Source organism: Paenibacillus ginsengarvi (genome assembly GCF_003626695.1).
In the GTDB taxonomy this organism is placed as follows: Bacteria; Bacillota; Bacilli; order Paenibacillales; family NBRC-103111; genus Paenibacillus_AB; species Paenibacillus_AB ginsengarvi.
Genome location: NZ_RBAH01000011.1, coordinates 40,440 through 58,834 on the forward strand (window position 1 = coordinate 40,440; position 18,395 = coordinate 58,834).

The window sequence follows — 18,395 nt, forward strand, 5'->3', positions numbered from 1 at the left end:
GCCCTTCTTTAGCCTGATCCCTTGCCTTTAAGGAAGCAGACTGCCAGTAATGTTGCGCGGATAAGCTTTGGCTCGGATGAACCCCTCCGCGTAACGTACGCCGCACTGAATACCGCGAAAGCGCGAGATGACATCTATCATGTCCAGCGCATTGGAGCCGTATTGATCCTTCAACCAATCCCCTACCTGGCTTTCATGCTTCTCCAGCATGCTTCGCTTGACCTGGAACGTTTCCGTAATATCAACGTACTCTTCCGGCAAAAATCCGAGACCGGCCATGCTTTCGAAGAAATAGACGATCGGAATTCTCGCTGAGGGCGAGTGAGCGGTTTTAATGTTCGGCACGGTAGTCATAATCGCCACATCATTGGCGATCTGGCCCGTTATCGTATGATCCGGATTGTACAGATCGCCCGGCCAATGAGTCAATACGAGATCGGCACGTACCCGCCGCATCGCATCGATGAAGGCCAGCCTCGTTTGCTCCGTATCGAACAAAAACTCATCGCGAAATCCCATCCAGATCAACTCAGCGCCGATAATATCGGCCGCCGCTTGGGCTTCCGCTTGGCGGATTCGGGCGATTTCGCCAGTAGGCAGCGTGGGCGAACCGACCTCTCCATTCGTGACTACCGCGATAGCTACTTGATCGCCTCTTCGTGCGAATTTGGCAAGCGTACCGCCGCAACATATTTCAGCATCGTCCGGATGTGCACAAATTGCCAGTACATTCATCGCCTAATCAGCCTTTCCCTAATGAATAAGAGCTTCTTTCCAATCATACGATTCCGTCGCTTTATTGTCAACAATCGACTATCAATTGGTTTCTGTTGAATTTTATAGGGAGTACGATATACTATAGACGTGAGACAAAATTTAGCATCACTTAGGAGAACGCAATGAGTAAATTTCAATTCAAAAGCCAAGAAAACTTATCGCTTCGCCAAAAAGTAGCAGCCGATATACGCGATGCGATCATCCAAGGCAGCCTGAAGCCCGGGGAAAAGCTCAAGGAGCAGGAAATCTCCGAGCAGATGGGCATCAGCCGCGGTCCGATCCGCGAAGCATTGCGGGATTTGGAAGCGATGGGACTTGTAACTTGTCTTCCATATAAGGAAACTGTCGTTGCCGACGTCACGAAAGAAGAAATCGTCGATATGCTTATTCCGATTCGCCTTAAGCTGGAGCTGTATTCCATCAAATATAATTTGGATCGGTACGACAGTCATTTCTTTGATACGCTGAACGAGGCTATCGCCCGAATGGACCGGCATGCGGCCGATAACGACATTGCCGGACTCGTGGAGGAGGACATTCAGTTCCATGAACACATTATCCTATGGACGGAGTCCTCGTATACCCAGCAAATATGGCTTGGCATCGTCAACCGACTGCGGCTGCATTTTATGAAAAACACACTTCACTTTACGGATTTGTCCAGGGTACCGAACGATCATAGGGCACTGGTTGATGCTCTGGGTACGAAAGATCTCGGCATCATTACTTCCGCCTGGGAGAAACATATTGAAGATGACGATTGCTTGCTTTACTTGTAAATGCCGAAAGAACGCTCCTGCATGATTTGCGGTCAGGAACGTTCTTTTTATTTAGGCGGCCTTTGAAGCGTCATAAGGAAGCTTCACTCGTTAGACGTAAAATTTATTTCCTATGAACAGCCTCGACCGCCCGATTCTCTCCAGCAGCCTTGCCTGCTAAAGCTTACCCGTTAAACCGTCGATTAACACGCTCAAACCGAAATGAAATTCTTTTTCCCAATCGGTTCTAGTCGTGTAGGGAGCCAAGCGAATCATATTCGGGAATTTCTCCTTTGGCAGCTGTCCATAAAACTGCTCATAATGCTCGCTCATGTTTTCATAAGAATCGTGTTGGTTATTGGCTATAGCCAAAAGCCGAGCATTCTCGGCTGCAAAACCAAACACATAATTTTTCAGTATGGATGCGATCCATGGAATGTGGGGGTCCGGGAAGCCCGCGCGAACAAGCAGGTGATACAAGTTTTCGATCTGAGCGAGTCTTTCTGAGCCTTTCGCAATCGCTTGATGAAACAACTCTACTGCATCTCTATGGGAAAGAAGAATCTTTCTTAATTGCTCCGCCCACTGGTAAATTTGCTCTTGCCAACCCAAGGACGGTTCTGGCCAAGCCATTCCTCTGCATATTCGATCCGAAAGAAGCTGCATTAATTCTTCTTTGTCTTTGACATGATAGTATAAAGAAGCTGTCTTCACCTGTAATCGATCCGCTATTTTTCTCATGCTGAGCTCTTTTAACCCAACCTCATTTAACACCTCTAGAGCGGTTCCAAGGATCCGCTCCCGATCAAGCGGCACATGAGCTAAACCGATTTCTTCGTTTTGTCCATCTGGCCGTTGCATATACATTCGTCGTCTTGCCACAATGATCACCTCTATCACTTGAAGTATATCATGACTTGACAATCTAATGACGTTAGATTATTCTAAAATCATTAGATTATTCTAACATCATTAGATTAAATTCGAAGCGTCGTCATGTAGCGACGTTTCCTTCTTAAGGAGTCGTGGATTTATAATGAAACTCAACCACCTGAACCTGTGCGTTCTTGATTTATCCGAAGCGATTGTATTTTTTCAAAGCTTACTGGGCTTTCGGCTTATCGAACAAAAAGGAGCTGTCATTGCCGTTATGGATGACGGTCATGGATTTACTTTAGTTCTTAGCAGCATGCAGGCTAACCCGAATGAAAATTATCGCTATCCGAAGGATTTCCATCTGGGTTTCTATGTCGACACGGTAACCGAGGTTAACGAGTTCCATAAGAAGCTTATCGCATCCGGAATTGCATCCGATCCTCCTAAAATGATGAGAGGCGGATACACTCTGTACTTCACAGCACTGGGCGGAATCCTGTTCGAGGTCACTTGTTTTGATAATTAAAGAAAATAAAGCGGCAGTCCGTTCCTTGTTTAAGGTTCGGGCTGCCGTTTTTATGAGCGTAGTTTCCTATACAAGTTTACACACGGTTCCAGCAATATACCGGCAGACGTCGGTATCGTCGTAATAATAATACGTCACCAGCACGCGGCCGTCGTCCAGCTGTACGGCGGTCGGGTATCCGATATCGAGCGACAGCCCATCCTCCCTCAGAACGGTTTCCTGTGCTTCCTCCCACCGTTCGCATTCGGCGTCGAGCACGATCGTGCCAATCCCGAAAGGCGAGTTCCGATAACCGTAGGAAATCACCAGATGGCCGCTGTCCAGTGTAAGCGCATGGAACGGGGTCGGGGAATAATACGGACGTTTGACCGGTCGGCTCCAAGTTAGCCCTCCGTCGACAGATTCGGATGTATATAGAGGAGAACGCGGTGTCTCCTTGGTCGCCTGGACGTTCACATTGCGCGTTCGAATGAACGCTACCAGTTTCCCCGAAGGGGTCCGGTACAAGTTTGGCTCCTCGAACGAATACCCGTCACACGACTCGATTACGGCGTGAGCGGTCCAAGTAGTTCCTCTGTCTTCAGTTCGGACGATATGAACGTGCGTGGTATCGAGACTGTAGAGCGGGGTTAAGATAGCTCCGTCGTCCAGTTCCACGCTATTGCCGCGAATCGCTCCGGCAAAAGGAATCGGAATCGGCTGATCCCACGTCTGTCCGCCATCCGTCGAGCGAATCGAATGGGCGTTTTTAAGTCTGCCGACCCACTTCCCGAAAATCAACTTATCGCCGTCCCGCTTCTCCCCCGTATCTTCCTGCTCGAGCACTTTCCACATAAAAAATGTGGCGAACAGCGTTCCGTCGCGCAATTGGTTCAAGCAAGGGTCCTGCACCCCGCAGAAATAATCGTCGTACAGCACATTCGGCTCCGGCTCCCACGTTATTCCGTCCGCCGATCCGATTATCATCGCCCGGGACGAGGGGTCGATATGGGATATTCTCGCTTCGTTGCGTCGTCTGTCCGGAGCTTGACGAAATCCGAGGACGATCTGGCCGTCAGGACGTTTGACGACGCTCGGAAAAAAACTGTTATACTTCTTATCCTTATATATCTCGATATGTTCGATCGGTTCTAATCTTTGCATGGTTTCCACTCCTCTTATTTATATTCCATTATTGTGAAGCCAAGTAGTGCAGCCATACCGAACCCTATTCATGAAACATGACCTCCCTGCAATAGATGAAGCACTTCCTACAGTTATAAGCCAACAAAAGCACAACCGAACAGAGCTTCCACCAAACGCGCAGCATCACCTCCTTTCCGAAAAGCAGATATGTTATTGCCTGCCAACGAGCTCATTTCGCCTAATAAGTATTCCAAAACGGAGTATATAAAGCGCTTTCAATCCCGTTAGCAAACGGCGGAATCCCTCTTTACTCGAAGAATTCGGCAAAATTCATAAGCTATATTCTAAACGTCAAAAATCATTTGTGTCTTATTATGTTACATCGTGTATTATTGATACAATGAATGGTTTCATTATAGCTTCTAAAGATCAGTCTGTAAATACGAAACAGAACAAATAGAAATAAAATTCGGCCAAAACCGCGACATTCCCCGTTTCGGCCGTGCAGCAACAGATAATATTTGCCAGCAATAGTATTGGTAATTACACTTCGAACGTTAGAAAGGCTGCCGAAATCAATCGCGCCGATTCCCCTCGGCTAAACCCACACACCTGGCCCTGGCCCTGCCCTTCGTCTTTTTCTTTTCTTGAATGGGTTTGGCTTCTTCGGAAAGCAAAAGTAACTCGGGAAGGCTTTATATGGAGGGGCGGGCATGATAGGCTAAATTGTCTTTGGCGATACGAGTTTACAAGGTTATCGCCCGATCACAAGGAATCATGCCCATAGAGGCTCCATGTCAAGCCTGGCTCGCATGTAGGCTAAGGCTGCAAAAAAAATTGCCCATCTGCTATATAACGGTCCGACAGAGCAGAGTAGACTGTGTGCCGTCGGGGCCGGAAAGTACGGAGGCTCCGATAGCGTCTATTCAGTCATGTTCCTGTCAACGGTTGCACTACCTGAACGGTAAAGTTCCGGAATCGGCGTGGCCTGCTAGATCACCGTACGACGACAGGAGTGCTGGTCGTATGTCCATATGAATCGCGAACGTTAATAATGTAAGCTTTGGCATCCTGCGGAAGGCGAAGATGGACGCGATGGCCCGACCGATCGAGCGTACAATCGGTAGTTGCCCATTCGCATTGCTGCCAGTTGTCGCAGTTCTGCGTATAGATCAGTTCTGCATGGATCGCTTCATTTCCGTCAGTAGAATCGAGGGCGACAGAAACGGCTCCGTCCTGTTCCATGGGTTTGCCAAGGCGCAGCAAAGGTTTGCCGCCCTGGACGATACTATCCGCGAATGTATAAATTTCGTCCGGCTTCCAGCCGAGCGGGTGTGAATGTCCGAGATGGGGATATATGCACATGCCGGACTGTTCGATTTCATTTTTGGCGTGATGATACGATTTGCTGAAAATGTTCATCCCGAAACAGGGATCGTAGAGCCAATTCACCCACAGCATCGGCATCGCCACACGGGAGAAATAGGCGGAAGGCTCAGTCAACCGTTTGACGGATTCGGCGCTTGCTTCTCCCATATCGACGAATCGCCGGCCCCATTCATTGTCGGCTTCGTACAGAAAGCCGCACCCGTATACGGGAATGGCGAAGGCGAACCGGCTGTCGATTCCGGCGACAAGACTGGTGACGATGCCGCCCCACGAAATTCCGGTTATTCCGATCCGGTTCATGTCTACAAGAGGAAGGGTGCGCAAAAAAGAATGGGCCAGCATGACATCGGCTGCGGCATGAAACATCCACTGCTCCTCGACAGGCTGATCGCAATCCAAGTAAATGCCCTCTCGAGAAGGACCCGGCATCGTATGAGCGATCCGTTTCGTTTCCCCCTGCGACCTGTCGGGGACGTTCCCTTCCAGATCCATGGCAATTGCGGCGTATCCTCGCTTCATCCATAAATGGACCCACTCTTCATAGGCGGTGCCCCCGCCTCCGTGTACGAGAACAACTGCCGGCACCTTCTCGCCTTCCGCCGCCTCCGGTATCCCGTAATGGGCAAAAATACGCGTTTCTTTCCCCTTGAAAGGGAGTCCCTCGTAAAAAATCGAATGGATGCCGTTTGCCGCTTTCACGTCGGACGGATATATGCGCGGGGAACCATGCAACTGCTCCATGTTCCACGGTGACAAAATCGGTCTGTCCATCTTACTCCTCCACTGTGATCAATGTGACTTTGCTCTCATTTTCAAAACCCGAACACTTCTGTTCACTTTTTCTTTTGCTCCTCAATCGCCTTGTTCGTTTCTTCGTCTGCTCTGGCCAACGCGGTGTTCAGGTCGAGCTTTCCGTCAATAAATTCCTGCAAATATTTGATAACCGCTTTGCTGCCTGCCGCATCGTAGATCGTCTTGCCATACGATTCCGCATGCTTCATCTTGAAAAACGGAGTCAAGTCGGTCCCTTTCGCCGCTGGCAGGTCGGCGAACAAGCTCATTTGCGCCTGACTGTTCGTTACGACAGGATTCATTCCCAATCTCGCATTTCTCGTTTGCACTTCGTCCGATGTCAAATGGGCCACGACCTGGAACGCCGCGTCCGGATTTTTGGTCGTTTTGGAAATAACGATCACTTCTATAAAGCCGGACGGGCCAACCCAAGGCTTATCTTTAAAGAAAGGGAACGTAGTAACTCCCATATTGAAGCCTAGCTTGGGGTCCGGGAACATCAGCAGATGGGGATACATCGCCAATTTCTTCTCCGTCATAAACGCTTTTGCCGCATCGTTGTACGCTGCGCCTTTCGGGTAATTGCCTGGTATGCTGAAAACATCTTTATACGTTTGGAACAACTTCCTCCAGGATTCGTGCGTGCCGATCATGGACTTCTCTGTTTTTGGTTCTGCATAAGGAGCGGACAGTTGAGTCGACAACCGGTTATGACTAACGCCCGGACTTATACCGCGATATTCGATCCCCTCGTACGTTCGGGATAATTTGGCGGCCAATTCCATTACTTCTTCCCAAGTGCTGCCTTCTTTCGGATAGGGAACTCCGAATAGATCGAAAATGTCCTTGTTGTAGTGCAGTCCAAACCAATGATTGGCTTGCGGCCAGGCAAGCAGCTCATCCGTCTTGGAGTATGAGCGGATTTCCTTTATCACTTCCGGCTGGATTTTGGAGAAGTCGAATTTGTTCCGCTTGGCCAGTTCGTCCAGACTTAACGGGACATCGAGCTCAAGGGTAGGGATCAGGTTGGTCAACCCGTCGAAAATAAGGTCCGGCGCGTTGCCGGAAGCCAGTAGATCGGGCAACTTCTGGCCGAATGGGATCAATTCCAGCGTAATATGCGGAAATGTTTTCTTGATCGGCTCGACCACCAGCGTGTTGTAATAGTCATTACCAACGTTGGACGCGAAAAAAACTTTTAACTTAACGGGTTTCGGCGGATTCTCCGCAACTGGAGAATTCTCCGCGGCAGGCTGTCTTTCGCCCCCGCAACCGGCTACAAGTAAAAAAGCCAATACGATAGCCAATGCAAATACGATGCGTTTTTGCACTGTGATAACCCTCCTTGTAATACTCCGCTTTTTCATAAATCTGCCTTTCAATGTGAAACTCTCGCTTGCCCGTTTCTTAGAACAAGGACCGAATCCGATTGTCGCTCGGGATCGCAAACGCTTTCAGTGCTGCTCATGGAGGCCGCAAATTACCGACGTATTCGGATAGTCCGCATACTGGGCGATCGAGCCGATCGCGCCGGCAAGTCCTTCGATCCGCGTATTATACGTCCGGTTCTGGAGCTTGAAACGCACCGTCGTTTTAGCCGCCATCCCCGGAGTTAAAATCGCAGGAGATGATACGGCGTCGGTCGATAATTCGATGGTCGTGTCCCGCACCTTCGCGTCGTCCGCCAAGCTGGCCGTAACCGCATCGGTACAAGTGCCGACATGCTTAATGCCGCGAAACTCGCAGTTTGAAGTGGCGAATACATCGTCTCGGATCACGTCCGCTTCGAAAAAACGCGCAAACCGGATCAGTTGGTCGCAAGCCCCGATAAATGTTCCGCCGTCGAAGACGACATTGTGCCAGTCTCCCATCATCAAGGAGCTGATCGAGCCGTAACCGGGATCGTTACTGATCGAGAACTGGCCGATCCTGACGTTCGAGCCGCGATCGGAAACAAACAAGCCGTGAGGCCGGCCGTACGTGACCGATTTCCCGCAATTTCGCGCACTGACGTTCTGGACGATATGCTGCATGCTGACACCGGGATGCGGATAGCCCGCGCTGTTGCCGAACAAACCGACGACCGTTTCGCATCGCTCGGCCACGAGACTGTTTACGATCACCCCGGAATCCTCCTGATTCGTCCCCCCGGCCAGACACAGTCCCATGTAGCAATCGACGGCAATGATGCTGCCGATAACCGCTTTTCTCGCCCCATACAGAGCCGGATTGACGCCCGCTTCGCATGTGACCGCCCGTCCGCCTTTACGGGACTTGTCGTGCGCGGCGCGGATCACCGTAATATTTTCGGCATGCCAGGATGCATTGTTCCTTCTCAAATAAAGCCCGCCCTGGGCCGGAACGTAACCGCAATCGACCTTCAGCTCGGTAATATGCACATGGTTCGCTCCGGGCACCCCAACGACAGCGCAATCGTACGTGGTCTGGGCGATGATCTTGAGCCAGTTCGGTCCGCCGAACGTCGTGTTGTTCCACAACGTAATCGTCTGCCCGATCCCGTAGGCTCCTCCCGCCCAGTCCAGCGTCGCGCTCCCGCCTCCCTGCTTCTTCAGTTGCAGCGCCATCGCCTGAAGCTGGGGGTAGCTGTCCGTCGCACCGTCGTCGCCCTTCGCTCCGTAACGGGTGGCGAGCAATCCGCCTGTCTTGCGCAGGACAGCGATCCTGCCGCTGGCCAGAAGATGATCGCCGAAACCATCCGGGGTCCCGCTGAATTTCTCCGGGAGGACGATATCGTAGAAGGCTCCTCCTAGAGCCCCGAGGGGCGACGCCTCCCAGCCCGCATAATAGGAAACCGTGCAGGCGATCGTCCTCTCCCTCAGATCTGCCAGCTTCATCTCGGCAACGTTATCGAATACGGCGACATTCCCGCAGCATTCGCCGCCAGCCGGTCCGTATACGTCCTGCCCGACCGTCAGGCCCGGCAGCGCCTCGCCGAAGGCGCTTGCCCCGCCCCCGAACAGCATTCCCGCCGCCGTTGCCGCGCCGGCTGCCGATAAGGCGACGAGCATCTCCCTGCGGCCCATTTTGCCTTCGCCGGCCTGCGGCTCCGTTCGCTCTCCCTGATTCCGTCTCGCATCCGCCATTTACGCTCACACTCCCCGATCCAATGGTTACGTACCGCAAGAAAACCGCCTCGCCTATTTTTTCTTCTGCATCTCGAGTTGTTTATCCGCCCGGTCGTTCGCATCGCGAAGCGCCGAATTGATATCTTTGCTGCCCGCCAGCACTTCGGTCAGCGCCTTGGCGAGCTCCGCCCGGACAAGCGAATCGTAGGCGTTTACTTTGTACATCGGTGCCGATTGCAGCTTAAAGATCGCCGCGACGTTTTTGCCCTTGAGCGATTCCAGATTGGCGCCGAACGCTTTCTGCGGTTCGGGATCGACGAGGCTTGAGACGTAGCCGTTCTTGCTGATCTCCATCTGGACCTCCTTCGAGGTCAAGTAGGCGATCACCTGGAATGCCGCTTCCTTATGCTTGCTGAGCGACGAGATGCTCATATTGTGCGAATCGACCTGGTACGACCGGCCCGGCGCTTGCTCATACGTCGGCATCGTCACCATATCCCAGTTAAGCGCCACTCCTTTTTTGTGATAGTCCTCGAAGTTGCCAAGCACGTTCCAGAACGTGGACATCGCTAGCGTGCCTTTATAAAAGTCGGTCATATTGTTGCCGCGGCTGTTTCCCGGAATCGTGTAGATCGTCTTCAGGTTGTCGAGCGCGATACCGAATTTCTCGTCCTGCAAATTCGCTTTGCCGTCCGGCTTGACGAACGGCACCGTCAATTGGGACATGGCCGAATAGGAGTCGCTGGCGTCCAGCCCCTTGTAAACGACTCCGCCATCCGTCCGGGACAGCTTGCCCGCAAGCGACGCAGCGTCTTTCCACGTCATTCCGTCCTTCGGGTACGGTACGCCGAACTTGTCGAACAAGTCCTTGTTGTAGTACATCACGGCAAAGTTGCGATAAATCGGCAGCGCGTACAGCTCGCCCTTATCTCCCCACATCCGGATCGCGTCCATCGCAAGCGGATCGAGTTTGCTGACATCGAAGCCGCTCGACTTGACCAGCCCGCTCAAATCCTGCAGCACGTTTAAGTTGATATATTCGGCGTACCACGGCGTGCTGTTATAGATCAAATCCGGAAACGTTCCCGCCGCGACGAGGTCTTCGGGCAGCTGCCCCTTCTGGCGCAGCAGCGGCTCCAGCGTAATATGCGGATATTTTTTGCGGACCGCCTCGACGATCAGATCCTGGATCGGAAACGCATTTTGCATATACAAGGTGAGCTTGACCGGCTCCGGCGGCGGCGGCGGCGCCTGCTTCTCCGTCCCTGCGGACGCGCCTTGCGGCGGTTCGGCTGCTGGCGTTTTCCCTCCGCAACCGGCAGCAACGACCAGCAAGGCGATCGCGGCGAGCAATGGCGTATAACGGTTCTTTTTCACTTTCGATTCCCCCGTATGACATTGTAGTAAATACAACCTCATCATAAGGGATCGCCACGGTTCGGGTCTTTAGCCGAATCATGCCTATCGATCGCCGCGAGAAACCGCTTTCCTGCATAGTTGTTTTTTCCCGTTTGCACAAAACTGACCTCGTATTTCGTTTCCCTTCGCGCGCGGGCATCGCGACCGGGCTCCAATTAGCGCTTTTGCTGCATCGTCCTCCACATCTGCGGGCTGACCCCGTGCTTGCGCTTGAACAGCCGGGAGAAATAGTGAATGCTGTTAAACCCGGTCGCTTCGGCGATCTGCTCGATCCCCATCGATGTGTTCACAAGATAACTCATCGCTGCGCTCAGCCTCAGCTTGTTCAAATACTGCATCGGCGTCACGCCCGTTTCCCTTTTGAACGCCCGAACGAGGTATGACGAATTGAGATGAACCCGGTTCGATAAGAGGGACAAATCGACGGGCTCGTAGTAATTGGTTTCCATGTAACGCATGAGCGTCCGGACAAAATCCTGGGCCGAACGGTCGTTTTCTTCGGCTTGCGCCGTCCGCCCGCTCAGCAAATAGTTTTGAATAAGCCGGACCGTTTTCCTTATATCGAGCAGCAAGATCTGTTCGTCATAATCGGCGCGGTTTTCCTTTCCGCTTTCCATCGAGTCGATCAGCTCGTCAATCATCCTGCGAATGGTGCGCATGTCGGCGCTCGCATAATCGAGCGATTGCTGCAGCCGATTCCAGGAAACGGCTTGCTCCAGGCTAACGAGCGGCTCGTCCTCCTCCATGTCGATCTCGATATACCAGAAGCCGACCGGCGGCTTGGGACGAATCAGGCGATGGGGCGTATTCGGCGTCAGCAGAAACAGGCTCGGCGAAGGAGAGGCGAATTCGAGCCCCATCCATTCCAGGTCGGCCTCACCCTTCGTAATATGCAGCAATTCGAAATAAGGGTGAATGCCCCCGCTTTTGCCTGTATGACCGTGTTGCAGTGTGTGGTAATTAAAGATGCGGATACGCAAAAGTAAGCTCCCCCCCGGTACGCGGTTGTTGCAGGCGTTAGTTAGGTGTTAGCCCGATTATAGGATCGGGAGCCCGCATGGGTCAATCGGACCCGGGTGAAAAAGAAACAAGGACGAGCCGGCTGCGATCCGCAAGATCAGCCGTTCCGTCCTTACTAATGAAGCGAATCGATCGCCGGCGCTACACAACCTGAAAAGCGTACAGATCGGCATCCTTCAGCCGAAACCGCAGCCGGACCGGCCTGCCTTCCAGCCGCTCGAGCCCCGCTCCCGATTTCCATCTCACCGCTTCCCCGAGCGAATCGCCGTACAAAGGCTCCATATCGTCAAAAGAAAACCCTTCGATCGCTTGGCCCGACTCGTCGGCCGCCTCCACCTGAATCAAGCCGACAGCCGAAGTCGAGTAGTTGAGCTTAAGGCTATGGCCGGTGAACAGCAGCGGCTTCGTTTGCAGCTCCCCGCCGGCGTAATCCGCATGAACGGAGGCGAATCCATACTTGCGCACGGCATAACGGCGCAGGCGGATCGAGTCGAAGCGGTAATGCTCCCCGATGTAAACGAAAACTCGGTATCGTTTAGGGCGCAGCCGTACGCCGTCATCATATTGCGGTCGGTCCAGTTGCGCTCCTCCAGTCCGGGGCGCACCCAGCCTTCCATAAACGTACGATCCCACGTGTAGCCGTCCCGGCTCGTCATGAACACGGCGTCGCTCACGCCGGTCTCGCGATGCCACGGCATTTTTTTCCGTCCGGGCACGAAGCGCATCGGGAACGACAAATACAGATGCTCGGCGCCGGGGCAAACGATCGTCGCGTTCGTGTAAAAATGCTCGAGCGGAACGCCGTCCGCATATTCGTTCCGCCGCTGCGGTTCCCAGTTCACAAAATCGCGGGAAACGGCGCTTTGCACGCCGCGAACGAGATCGGCCGTAAAATACCGGTTGTAGCAGCGGTATTGCCGGGTCGACTCATCCCAGAAGGCGATGTTCTGCGAGTCGAACGCTCCATCCGTCATAACCGGCTCCTCCCGAAGTTTCGTCCAGCGGATGCCGTCATCCGAACGCAGGGCGTACAGCGGCGATTGGTTGCCGATCGTTTGCGCCGATGTGCCGATGCCCGCCACCGCCTTGTAACGGCCGGTAGCCCCACCAAGCTCGGACGGATCGTAGAACGGAGCGAAGTTATGGGCAAGCACGCCCTTCAGCACGATATTGTTGCGCGTGGAGCCGCCAAATTCGACCAGCCCCAGCTCCGGCTTGACGAAATGAATGCCGTCCTCGCTCTCCGCGTAACAAGTAACCTGATCGTGCGAATCGTCTGCCGCCGAATTGCCGCGATAATACAGCCGCACCTTCCGCTCGTCCTGAATGACCGTAAAATAGCTGCAATGCTTCCCTTCCCACGCCTCCGGGAACGTCAGCGCCACTTCCTTCGGCACCGGCCGGTTTATCTGCAGGCTCACCCCGTTCATTCGCTCAATCAGCGTCTTGTCCACAAACAATTCGACTCTGGAGCCGATAGCAACCGAATCCGACATCGTTACTCCTCCTTGTCCTGGAACGCCAAGCACGGGCGTCTCCCTCGGGCCAATCTCCCAAATCTAATCTTTACAGGCTTGGACGCAGCGACTACAATGTTCTAGAAAAGTCCCCCGCAGCATGATAACGCTCTCGTACTCCGTGACGATTCAACTTGTTCCTATCAATAGCCAAGGAGAGATTCATAGTGATTCTTGATTCCATTGCCAATCTCGGGCAATATGCCGGCGTGCATCCCCGTTTCAAGCAAGCGATCGAATTTTTGCAAACGCATGATATCAAAACGCTGGAGCCGGGCAGGTACGAGATTGACGGCAGCCATTTGTTCGCCAATGTGCAGCATTACGATACGAAGCTGAAGGCGGACAGCATCTGGGAAGCCCATCGCAAGTACTACGATATTCAAATCGTCGCCGAAGGCGCCGAAACGCTGGGCCATTCGCCGATCGAAAGGGCCGAAGAAACGACCGCCTACAACGAAGAGTCGGATTACGCGCTGTTTGCGGCAAACGGCGACTTCTTCACGCTGAACGAAGGTTATTTCGTCTTTTTCGCTCCGCAGGACGTTCATTCGCCTTGCGTAGCCGTGGACGAGAAGCCCGCTCCCGTCAAAAAAATCGTCATTAAAGTGGAAATCTAAGCCTGATGCCGCTTGAAGCGGCACCGGACCGCCGGTAGCCCTCGGCCTTGCCTTCGCAAGGTGCGAGGGCTCTTTGCGCTAACCCAGCACTGCCCCCAAAACCCGGCTCACCCCTCCGGCGCAAGGCCCGCGCGCATAGCGGCAAACGGGACAAATACCGCCCGCTCCAGCGAACCCCCGTTTGGCGTATGGTACGTAAGCATCCACTCGCCGCGCAGGTCGCGGAACAACATGCCGTGCCCGCCGTCCTTGTCGTACAGCGGCCGTTCGTCATGGGTCCACGGTCCGGCAAGCTTGCCGGATATGGAACGGGACAGGCCGAGCGCGTATCCGTCCGCGCCGAAGCTGGACCACATCATCAGCAGCTCCCCGCCGGAGCGGAACAGGAACGGCCCGTCGGTGATGTAGTCGATGCCCGTATGCCGTGCGACGGACCAGGGCGCCTCCGACGCCTTGAATAACAGCACCGGTTCCCCTGTGGCCCGCTCCAGCGATTCGTCAAGCGGAACGGCGCACATTTCGCCATCGTGCACCTGCAGCCATTCGTGGCAAAATACCATCCACGGCTTGCCCTCCTCGTCGATATGCAGCGTTCCGTCGAGACATTCCCAATCGCCAGGCGTCACCGGCCCGCCGCCGCACAGCCGGAATGGACCAAGCGGCGAATCGGCTACGAAAACTTGCGTCCCCCGGCACGCCTCCTCCGCTTTGAGCGAAGCCAGCATATAATACCGGCCGCGGTACAGATGCACCTCCGGCGCCCAATAATCGCGGTCCGCCCAGAAGCCTTCCTCCGGCCGTAACACCGGAATCGGCCCGTCCCAGTTCTCCAGATCCGTGCTCGTATACGCGTCAAAGCCCCGGATGCCGTTCGTGCCGTACATAACATACAGCCCAGCCTCCGGATCGACGAGCACGAACGGATCGCGTATTCGCAATTGATCGCGTGTTATCATCGTGTTTGCCTGACCTCCCGAATAATCGAATCGTATCACATTATGATACGACGTACCGCATTCATTCACCCTTATTATAAAGATCAGCTTTCCGGCTGTAAACGAATAATTGGAAAATTTCGGTTCCCCTGAACGCCGGGAAGTGCCCCCGTCCCCCTCTTTCCGAAGAGTCCGGCGGCACTTCCCGGCATCACCCGCGCTTACACCGTATCGTGCTCAGACTCAGCTGAGCGGTATGACCGCGCCCGAAGCGTCCTTGAACTTCAGCTTGGAGTCGGTGGCATCGACGAACAGCGAGCCGTTCGGGATCGAAGCCTCGACGCTTGGGAGCAGCGATACATATTCGCCGTTTAGCGCCTTGGCGTTAACATAGCCGTTTTGCAGCGTTTCCTTGCCCGTACGGTCGCCGACGGACAACGCGCCTTGCCACGAGGCTCGCATCAGCGGCTTCAACGATCCGTTCGACATGCTGTTGAACTGCAAATCCGCCTTCTCCGCTCCCGCCGACGAGCTCATCTGCATCGCCACGACTTCGGCATACAGCGTCTTCTGCGACGAGGCGTTGTGCGTGTACATTTTCATTCCGAACGTGGCGGCCGCTTTGTCCCGCTTGTACGTTTCCGCATACTTCGGCACTCCCGGCTCGACGACGTCGGTCGTATCCGGAGCGAGATTGGCCACGAAATCGCCGGACTGATTAAAGCCGAAGTTGCCGATCAGCTTGGAGCCGCTCGATCCGTTGTAGATGCCGTTTTTATGAGCAGCCCCGTTCGGTACGGTAGAGCGAATCATGTTGCCCGAGACGAGATTCTGCGAACCCGTGACGATGCGGATGCCTGCATAAAGGGAGCCGTCGATATCCGCGCGTTTGTTCGGCGACAAAATATAGTTGTCCTGCACAACCCCTGCGCTCAAATTGTTGAAATACATGCCGTCCTTGTTGCAGAACGTAATGAAGTTGTTCGTGACGAATCCGTTTTGAAGCACCGGCGCTTCCGCCACGATGCCGTAATTCATTTGCTGGGTGCTGTCGCTCGTCGTTTTGTTCCAGCCCAGATTCTGCGCGCCGACGAATATGTTATTGCTAATCTCGTAGCCCTGCTGAAACAGCGAGGTCGTACCGTCCAAATTGACGATCCTGACGCCGTCGCCGAACGAATTGTATGCCTGGTTGTCGTTGATCGTGCTGCGGTCGACCGGCCCCTTGAAGAAGCCTTTGCAGAAATCGGCCATATTGCCGATAATCTGGTTGCCGTATGCCCGCGCCGACGTAATCTCGATGCACCATGATTCCACGCCGGGCGCAAGCTGGCTTAAATCTTTCCCCATCGAATGAAACCGGTTCTGCACGAAGCGGTAGCCGCGGCATTCCGCATTCGGGTATGGATCGATAATGACGGCCTTGACGCTGTTCGAGAAAATGTTGTAATTGAAAAAGACGTTGCGGCCGACGTTGCGTACGCACTCGTTCAGCTTGAAAAAACCGCAAAACTGGATGTCGCCGTCAAGATTGGACAACGTCTCCTGCCCCGAGCCGTCGGACCGGTCGTACAGGATGCCGTTAACGGTCGGCACGTACGGATTTTGCGATAAATTCCCGTCGCCTTCGAGCTGCAGCCCTTTCATGCAGAACGCGTAATGCTTTGCCCGAATCATCCATACGTTCGCCGTCGTGCATACAAGCCGCGGCGTATATTCGCTTTTGAAATCGGAATAAAACGTCACCTCCGGCTGGCTGATTACGAGCGACTGGGTGATCCGGTACGTCCCCTGCGGGAAATAGATATTGCTTCTCGCCCCGCCGGCATCGATTGCGCGCTGGATCGCCGGACCATCGTCGCTTACGCCGTCGCCCTTTGCCCCAAACCATTTGACGTTCAGCGAACCGTCATACAGCCGTTTGAAGCGGGCGCCGGAAGCCGAAACGAGCACCGTCCCGCCGTTATCCGCCGATGCTGTGTCCGCCGGATCGTAGACGAAAGGACCGTCCTGCTTCCCGTCCTTGACGAAATAAGTAAAATCGGGATCCGGATCCGCCATCGTCCGAAGCTCGGCCATCGTCACGGACACGCAGTAATTCATATCCATCAACACGTTAGGCAACAAATCCGGCGGACCTTTGCGATCGTATACATCGCCCGTAACCGCCGGCCCTCCCGCGCCGAACACCGTATTCATCGTGCCGCCGATTACGCTTCCGGCAGCCAATGCCGCTCCCACAATCCCGAGCGACGACAACATCGCCCTTCGGCTCATCGCCGTCATGCCGCCGTCCGTCCCTCCCGCTTCTGCTCCCACACGTTGCTTCATCCGCTCGTTGCCCGGTTCGTACGTCATCCTCGCAGCCTCCCCTGATTAGGATTTAAGACTTTCGGCGATCTCGACCTGCTTCCCCCAGATTGCAAACGGGTTCGGGCTCGGGAAACCGCTCTTGAAATCGTACTGCCAGTTCGCTCCCGTATCTCCCGTCAAAAACAGGCGGTTCTCGCCCGTCACGGTCAAACCGGTGTAGCCGGTCGTCGTCCCGCCGTACGTCGTCGCAAACGACGTCCAGCTCCGGCCCGAGCCGTCCTCCGACAGCAGCATACGCGTATCCGGCCTCCCGTAGCTCAGCACCAGCCGGCCATCTCCAAGCGATCGCAGCGCCGGAAGCACGCTGTACGTTTCCTCCGGCGTCGGTCCCGGCAGCGGCTCCGGCTCGCTCCACGTCCTGCCATCGTCGTGCGAGCGAGACTGGTATAGCGGCTTGTTGCTGCCGATACGCATGACGCACAGCAGCGAGCCGTCGGCCACCCGGGCGACAGTTGGCTCACAGTAGCCTTCGGGCCCGGCTTCGGGATCGTAGGCGACCGTGGACTCGACGCTCCAATGGACGCCGCCGTCATCCGATTTGGCCCATATCGTTCTATATTTCGTATCGCTGGCGTAGTAGCCGTACAGCACCGCTCCCAGCGTACCGTCTTCCATCTTCAAAACCCAGGTGAAGGCGAAGCCGCCCCGGCCTGTGCCGGCCACGATGCACCTCATCGGAACGGGCGTCACGAGTTTGCCCTCCGTCACCTCCCAGGTCGCGCCGCCATCGGCGGAATGCACCCAGCGAATCGTCTGCTCGCTGGAAATATCGCCGCCGAGCATCGTCGCCACGAACGACGGACCGCCGATCCGTCCCTCCGGCTGCTGCACAAGCGAGATCGGAAACCACGTATGCGACTGATAATACGGCCATGTATCCCCGCCATCGTCCGACATGCGCAGTCCGACCGACGGCGGAATGTTCGCGTCGTCCTTCGTTTGGCTGAAATAAACGAACAGTCTCGTGCGCGAGCTCCCGTCCTTGTCCAAGATGCGAAACGCCGCCGCCGCGGGGAAGGCGCATAAATGCTCCCCCTCCGCCTTATGTACGACAAACGGTTCGCTTGTCTGAATGCTGAAATAGCCCATTGGTTCCTCCTCTTTCTTCGTGAGTACGGAGTTTTATGTTCGGCATGAAAAAGACGATGCGGCGTACCGTTGGAAGGCGCCTCTCCCGAGTCT

Annotated in this window: 15 protein-coding genes; 3 read left to right on the forward strand and 12 right to left on the reverse strand. The window is 54.5% G+C overall.

What is annotated here, in order from left to right:
- Positions 1-27: 27 nt before the first annotated feature.
- Positions 28-735 (reverse strand): PIG-L deacetylase family protein, encoded by a 708-nt coding sequence (locus D7M11_RS16195; RefSeq protein ID WP_120748283.1) that lies wholly within the window; start codon positions 733-735, stop codon positions 28-30.
- 164 nt (positions 736-899) lie between these two features.
- On the opposite strand from D7M11_RS16195, the gene D7M11_RS16200 reads away from it, so the two are divergent.
- Entirely contained in the window at positions 900-1,556 is a 657-nt protein-coding gene (locus D7M11_RS16200; RefSeq protein WP_120748284.1) for a GntR family transcriptional regulator, read from the forward strand.
- A gap of 156 nt (positions 1,557-1,712) precedes the next feature.
- Here the strand turns inward: D7M11_RS16200 and D7M11_RS16205 are convergent, their stop codons facing one another.
- Complete coding sequence (locus tag D7M11_RS16205) at positions 1,713-2,417, reverse strand: TetR/AcrR family transcriptional regulator C-terminal domain-containing protein (protein ID WP_147433446.1); 705 nt, start codon at positions 2,415-2,417, stop codon at positions 1,713-1,715.
- A 154-nt stretch (positions 2,418-2,571) separates the two neighbouring features.
- Here D7M11_RS16205 and D7M11_RS16210 point away from each other — a divergent pair, with 154 nt between their 5' ends.
- The gene (locus D7M11_RS16210) at positions 2,572-2,937 is read left to right on the forward strand and encodes a VOC family protein (protein WP_120748286.1); all 366 of its coding nucleotides are present in this window, start codon (positions 2,572-2,574) and stop codon (positions 2,935-2,937) included.
- A gap of 66 nt (positions 2,938-3,003) precedes the next feature.
- Here D7M11_RS16210 and D7M11_RS16215 read toward each other — a convergent pair whose 3' ends face one another.
- From D7M11_RS16215 to D7M11_RS16250, 7 genes are all read right to left on the reverse strand, one after another.
- Positions 3,004-4,080, reverse strand: a complete 1,077-nt coding sequence (locus D7M11_RS16215; protein WP_120748287.1) for a sialidase family protein — start codon at positions 4,078-4,080, stop codon at positions 3,004-3,006.
- 978 nt (positions 4,081-5,058) lie between these two features.
- The gene (locus tag D7M11_RS16220) at positions 5,059-6,222 is read right to left on the reverse strand and encodes an alpha/beta hydrolase family protein (RefSeq protein WP_120748288.1); all 1,164 of its coding nucleotides are present in this window, start codon (positions 6,220-6,222) and stop codon (positions 5,059-5,061) included.
- A 62-nt stretch (positions 6,223-6,284) separates the two neighbouring features.
- On the reverse strand, positions 6,285-7,574 hold the full coding sequence (locus D7M11_RS16225) for an ABC transporter substrate-binding protein (RefSeq protein ID WP_158606652.1): 1,290 nt from the start codon (positions 7,572-7,574) through the stop codon (positions 6,285-6,287).
- 123 nt (positions 7,575-7,697) lie between these two features.
- Positions 7,698-9,347: a hypothetical protein gene (locus D7M11_RS16230; protein WP_120748290.1), complete on the reverse strand. Its 1,650-nt coding sequence runs from the start codon at positions 9,345-9,347 to the stop codon at positions 7,698-7,700.
- Between the two features lie 54 nt (positions 9,348-9,401).
- Positions 9,402-10,706, reverse strand: a complete 1,305-nt coding sequence (locus D7M11_RS16235; RefSeq protein WP_158606653.1) for an ABC transporter substrate-binding protein — start codon at positions 10,704-10,706, stop codon at positions 9,402-9,404.
- Between the two features lie 197 nt (positions 10,707-10,903).
- The gene (locus D7M11_RS16240) at positions 10,904-11,728 is read right to left on the reverse strand and encodes an AraC family transcriptional regulator (RefSeq protein WP_120748292.1); all 825 of its coding nucleotides are present in this window, start codon (positions 11,726-11,728) and stop codon (positions 10,904-10,906) included.
- 381 nt (positions 11,729-12,109) lie between these two features.
- Positions 12,110-13,264 (reverse strand): glycoside hydrolase family protein, encoded by a 1,155-nt coding sequence (locus tag D7M11_RS16250; protein WP_120748294.1) that lies wholly within the window; start codon positions 13,262-13,264, stop codon positions 12,110-12,112.
- Between the two features lie 188 nt (positions 13,265-13,452).
- Here D7M11_RS16250 and D7M11_RS16255 point away from each other — a divergent pair, with 188 nt between their 5' ends.
- Positions 13,453-13,905, forward strand: coding sequence for a NanQ anomerase/TabA/YiaL family protein (locus D7M11_RS16255; protein ID WP_158606654.1), 453 nt, complete (start codon positions 13,453-13,455; stop codon positions 13,903-13,905).
- A 107-nt stretch (positions 13,906-14,012) separates the two neighbouring features.
- Here the strand turns inward: D7M11_RS16255 and D7M11_RS16260 are convergent, their stop codons facing one another.
- From D7M11_RS16260 to D7M11_RS16270, 3 genes are all read right to left on the reverse strand, one after another.
- A complete protein-coding gene (locus tag D7M11_RS16260) occupies positions 14,013-14,861 on the reverse strand; it encodes a glycoside hydrolase family 43 protein (protein WP_120748296.1) in 849 nt (282 codons plus the stop codon).
- A gap of 222 nt (positions 14,862-15,083) precedes the next feature.
- A complete protein-coding gene (locus D7M11_RS16265) occupies positions 15,084-17,198 on the reverse strand; it encodes a right-handed parallel beta-helix repeat-containing protein (RefSeq protein WP_240041143.1) in 2,115 nt (704 codons plus the stop codon).
- An 18-nt stretch (positions 17,199-17,216) separates the two neighbouring features.
- On the reverse strand, positions 17,217-18,302 hold the full coding sequence (locus D7M11_RS16270; RefSeq protein WP_120748297.1) for a sialidase family protein: 1,086 nt from the start codon (positions 18,300-18,302) through the stop codon (positions 17,217-17,219).
- Positions 18,303-18,395: the final 93 nt, after the last annotated feature.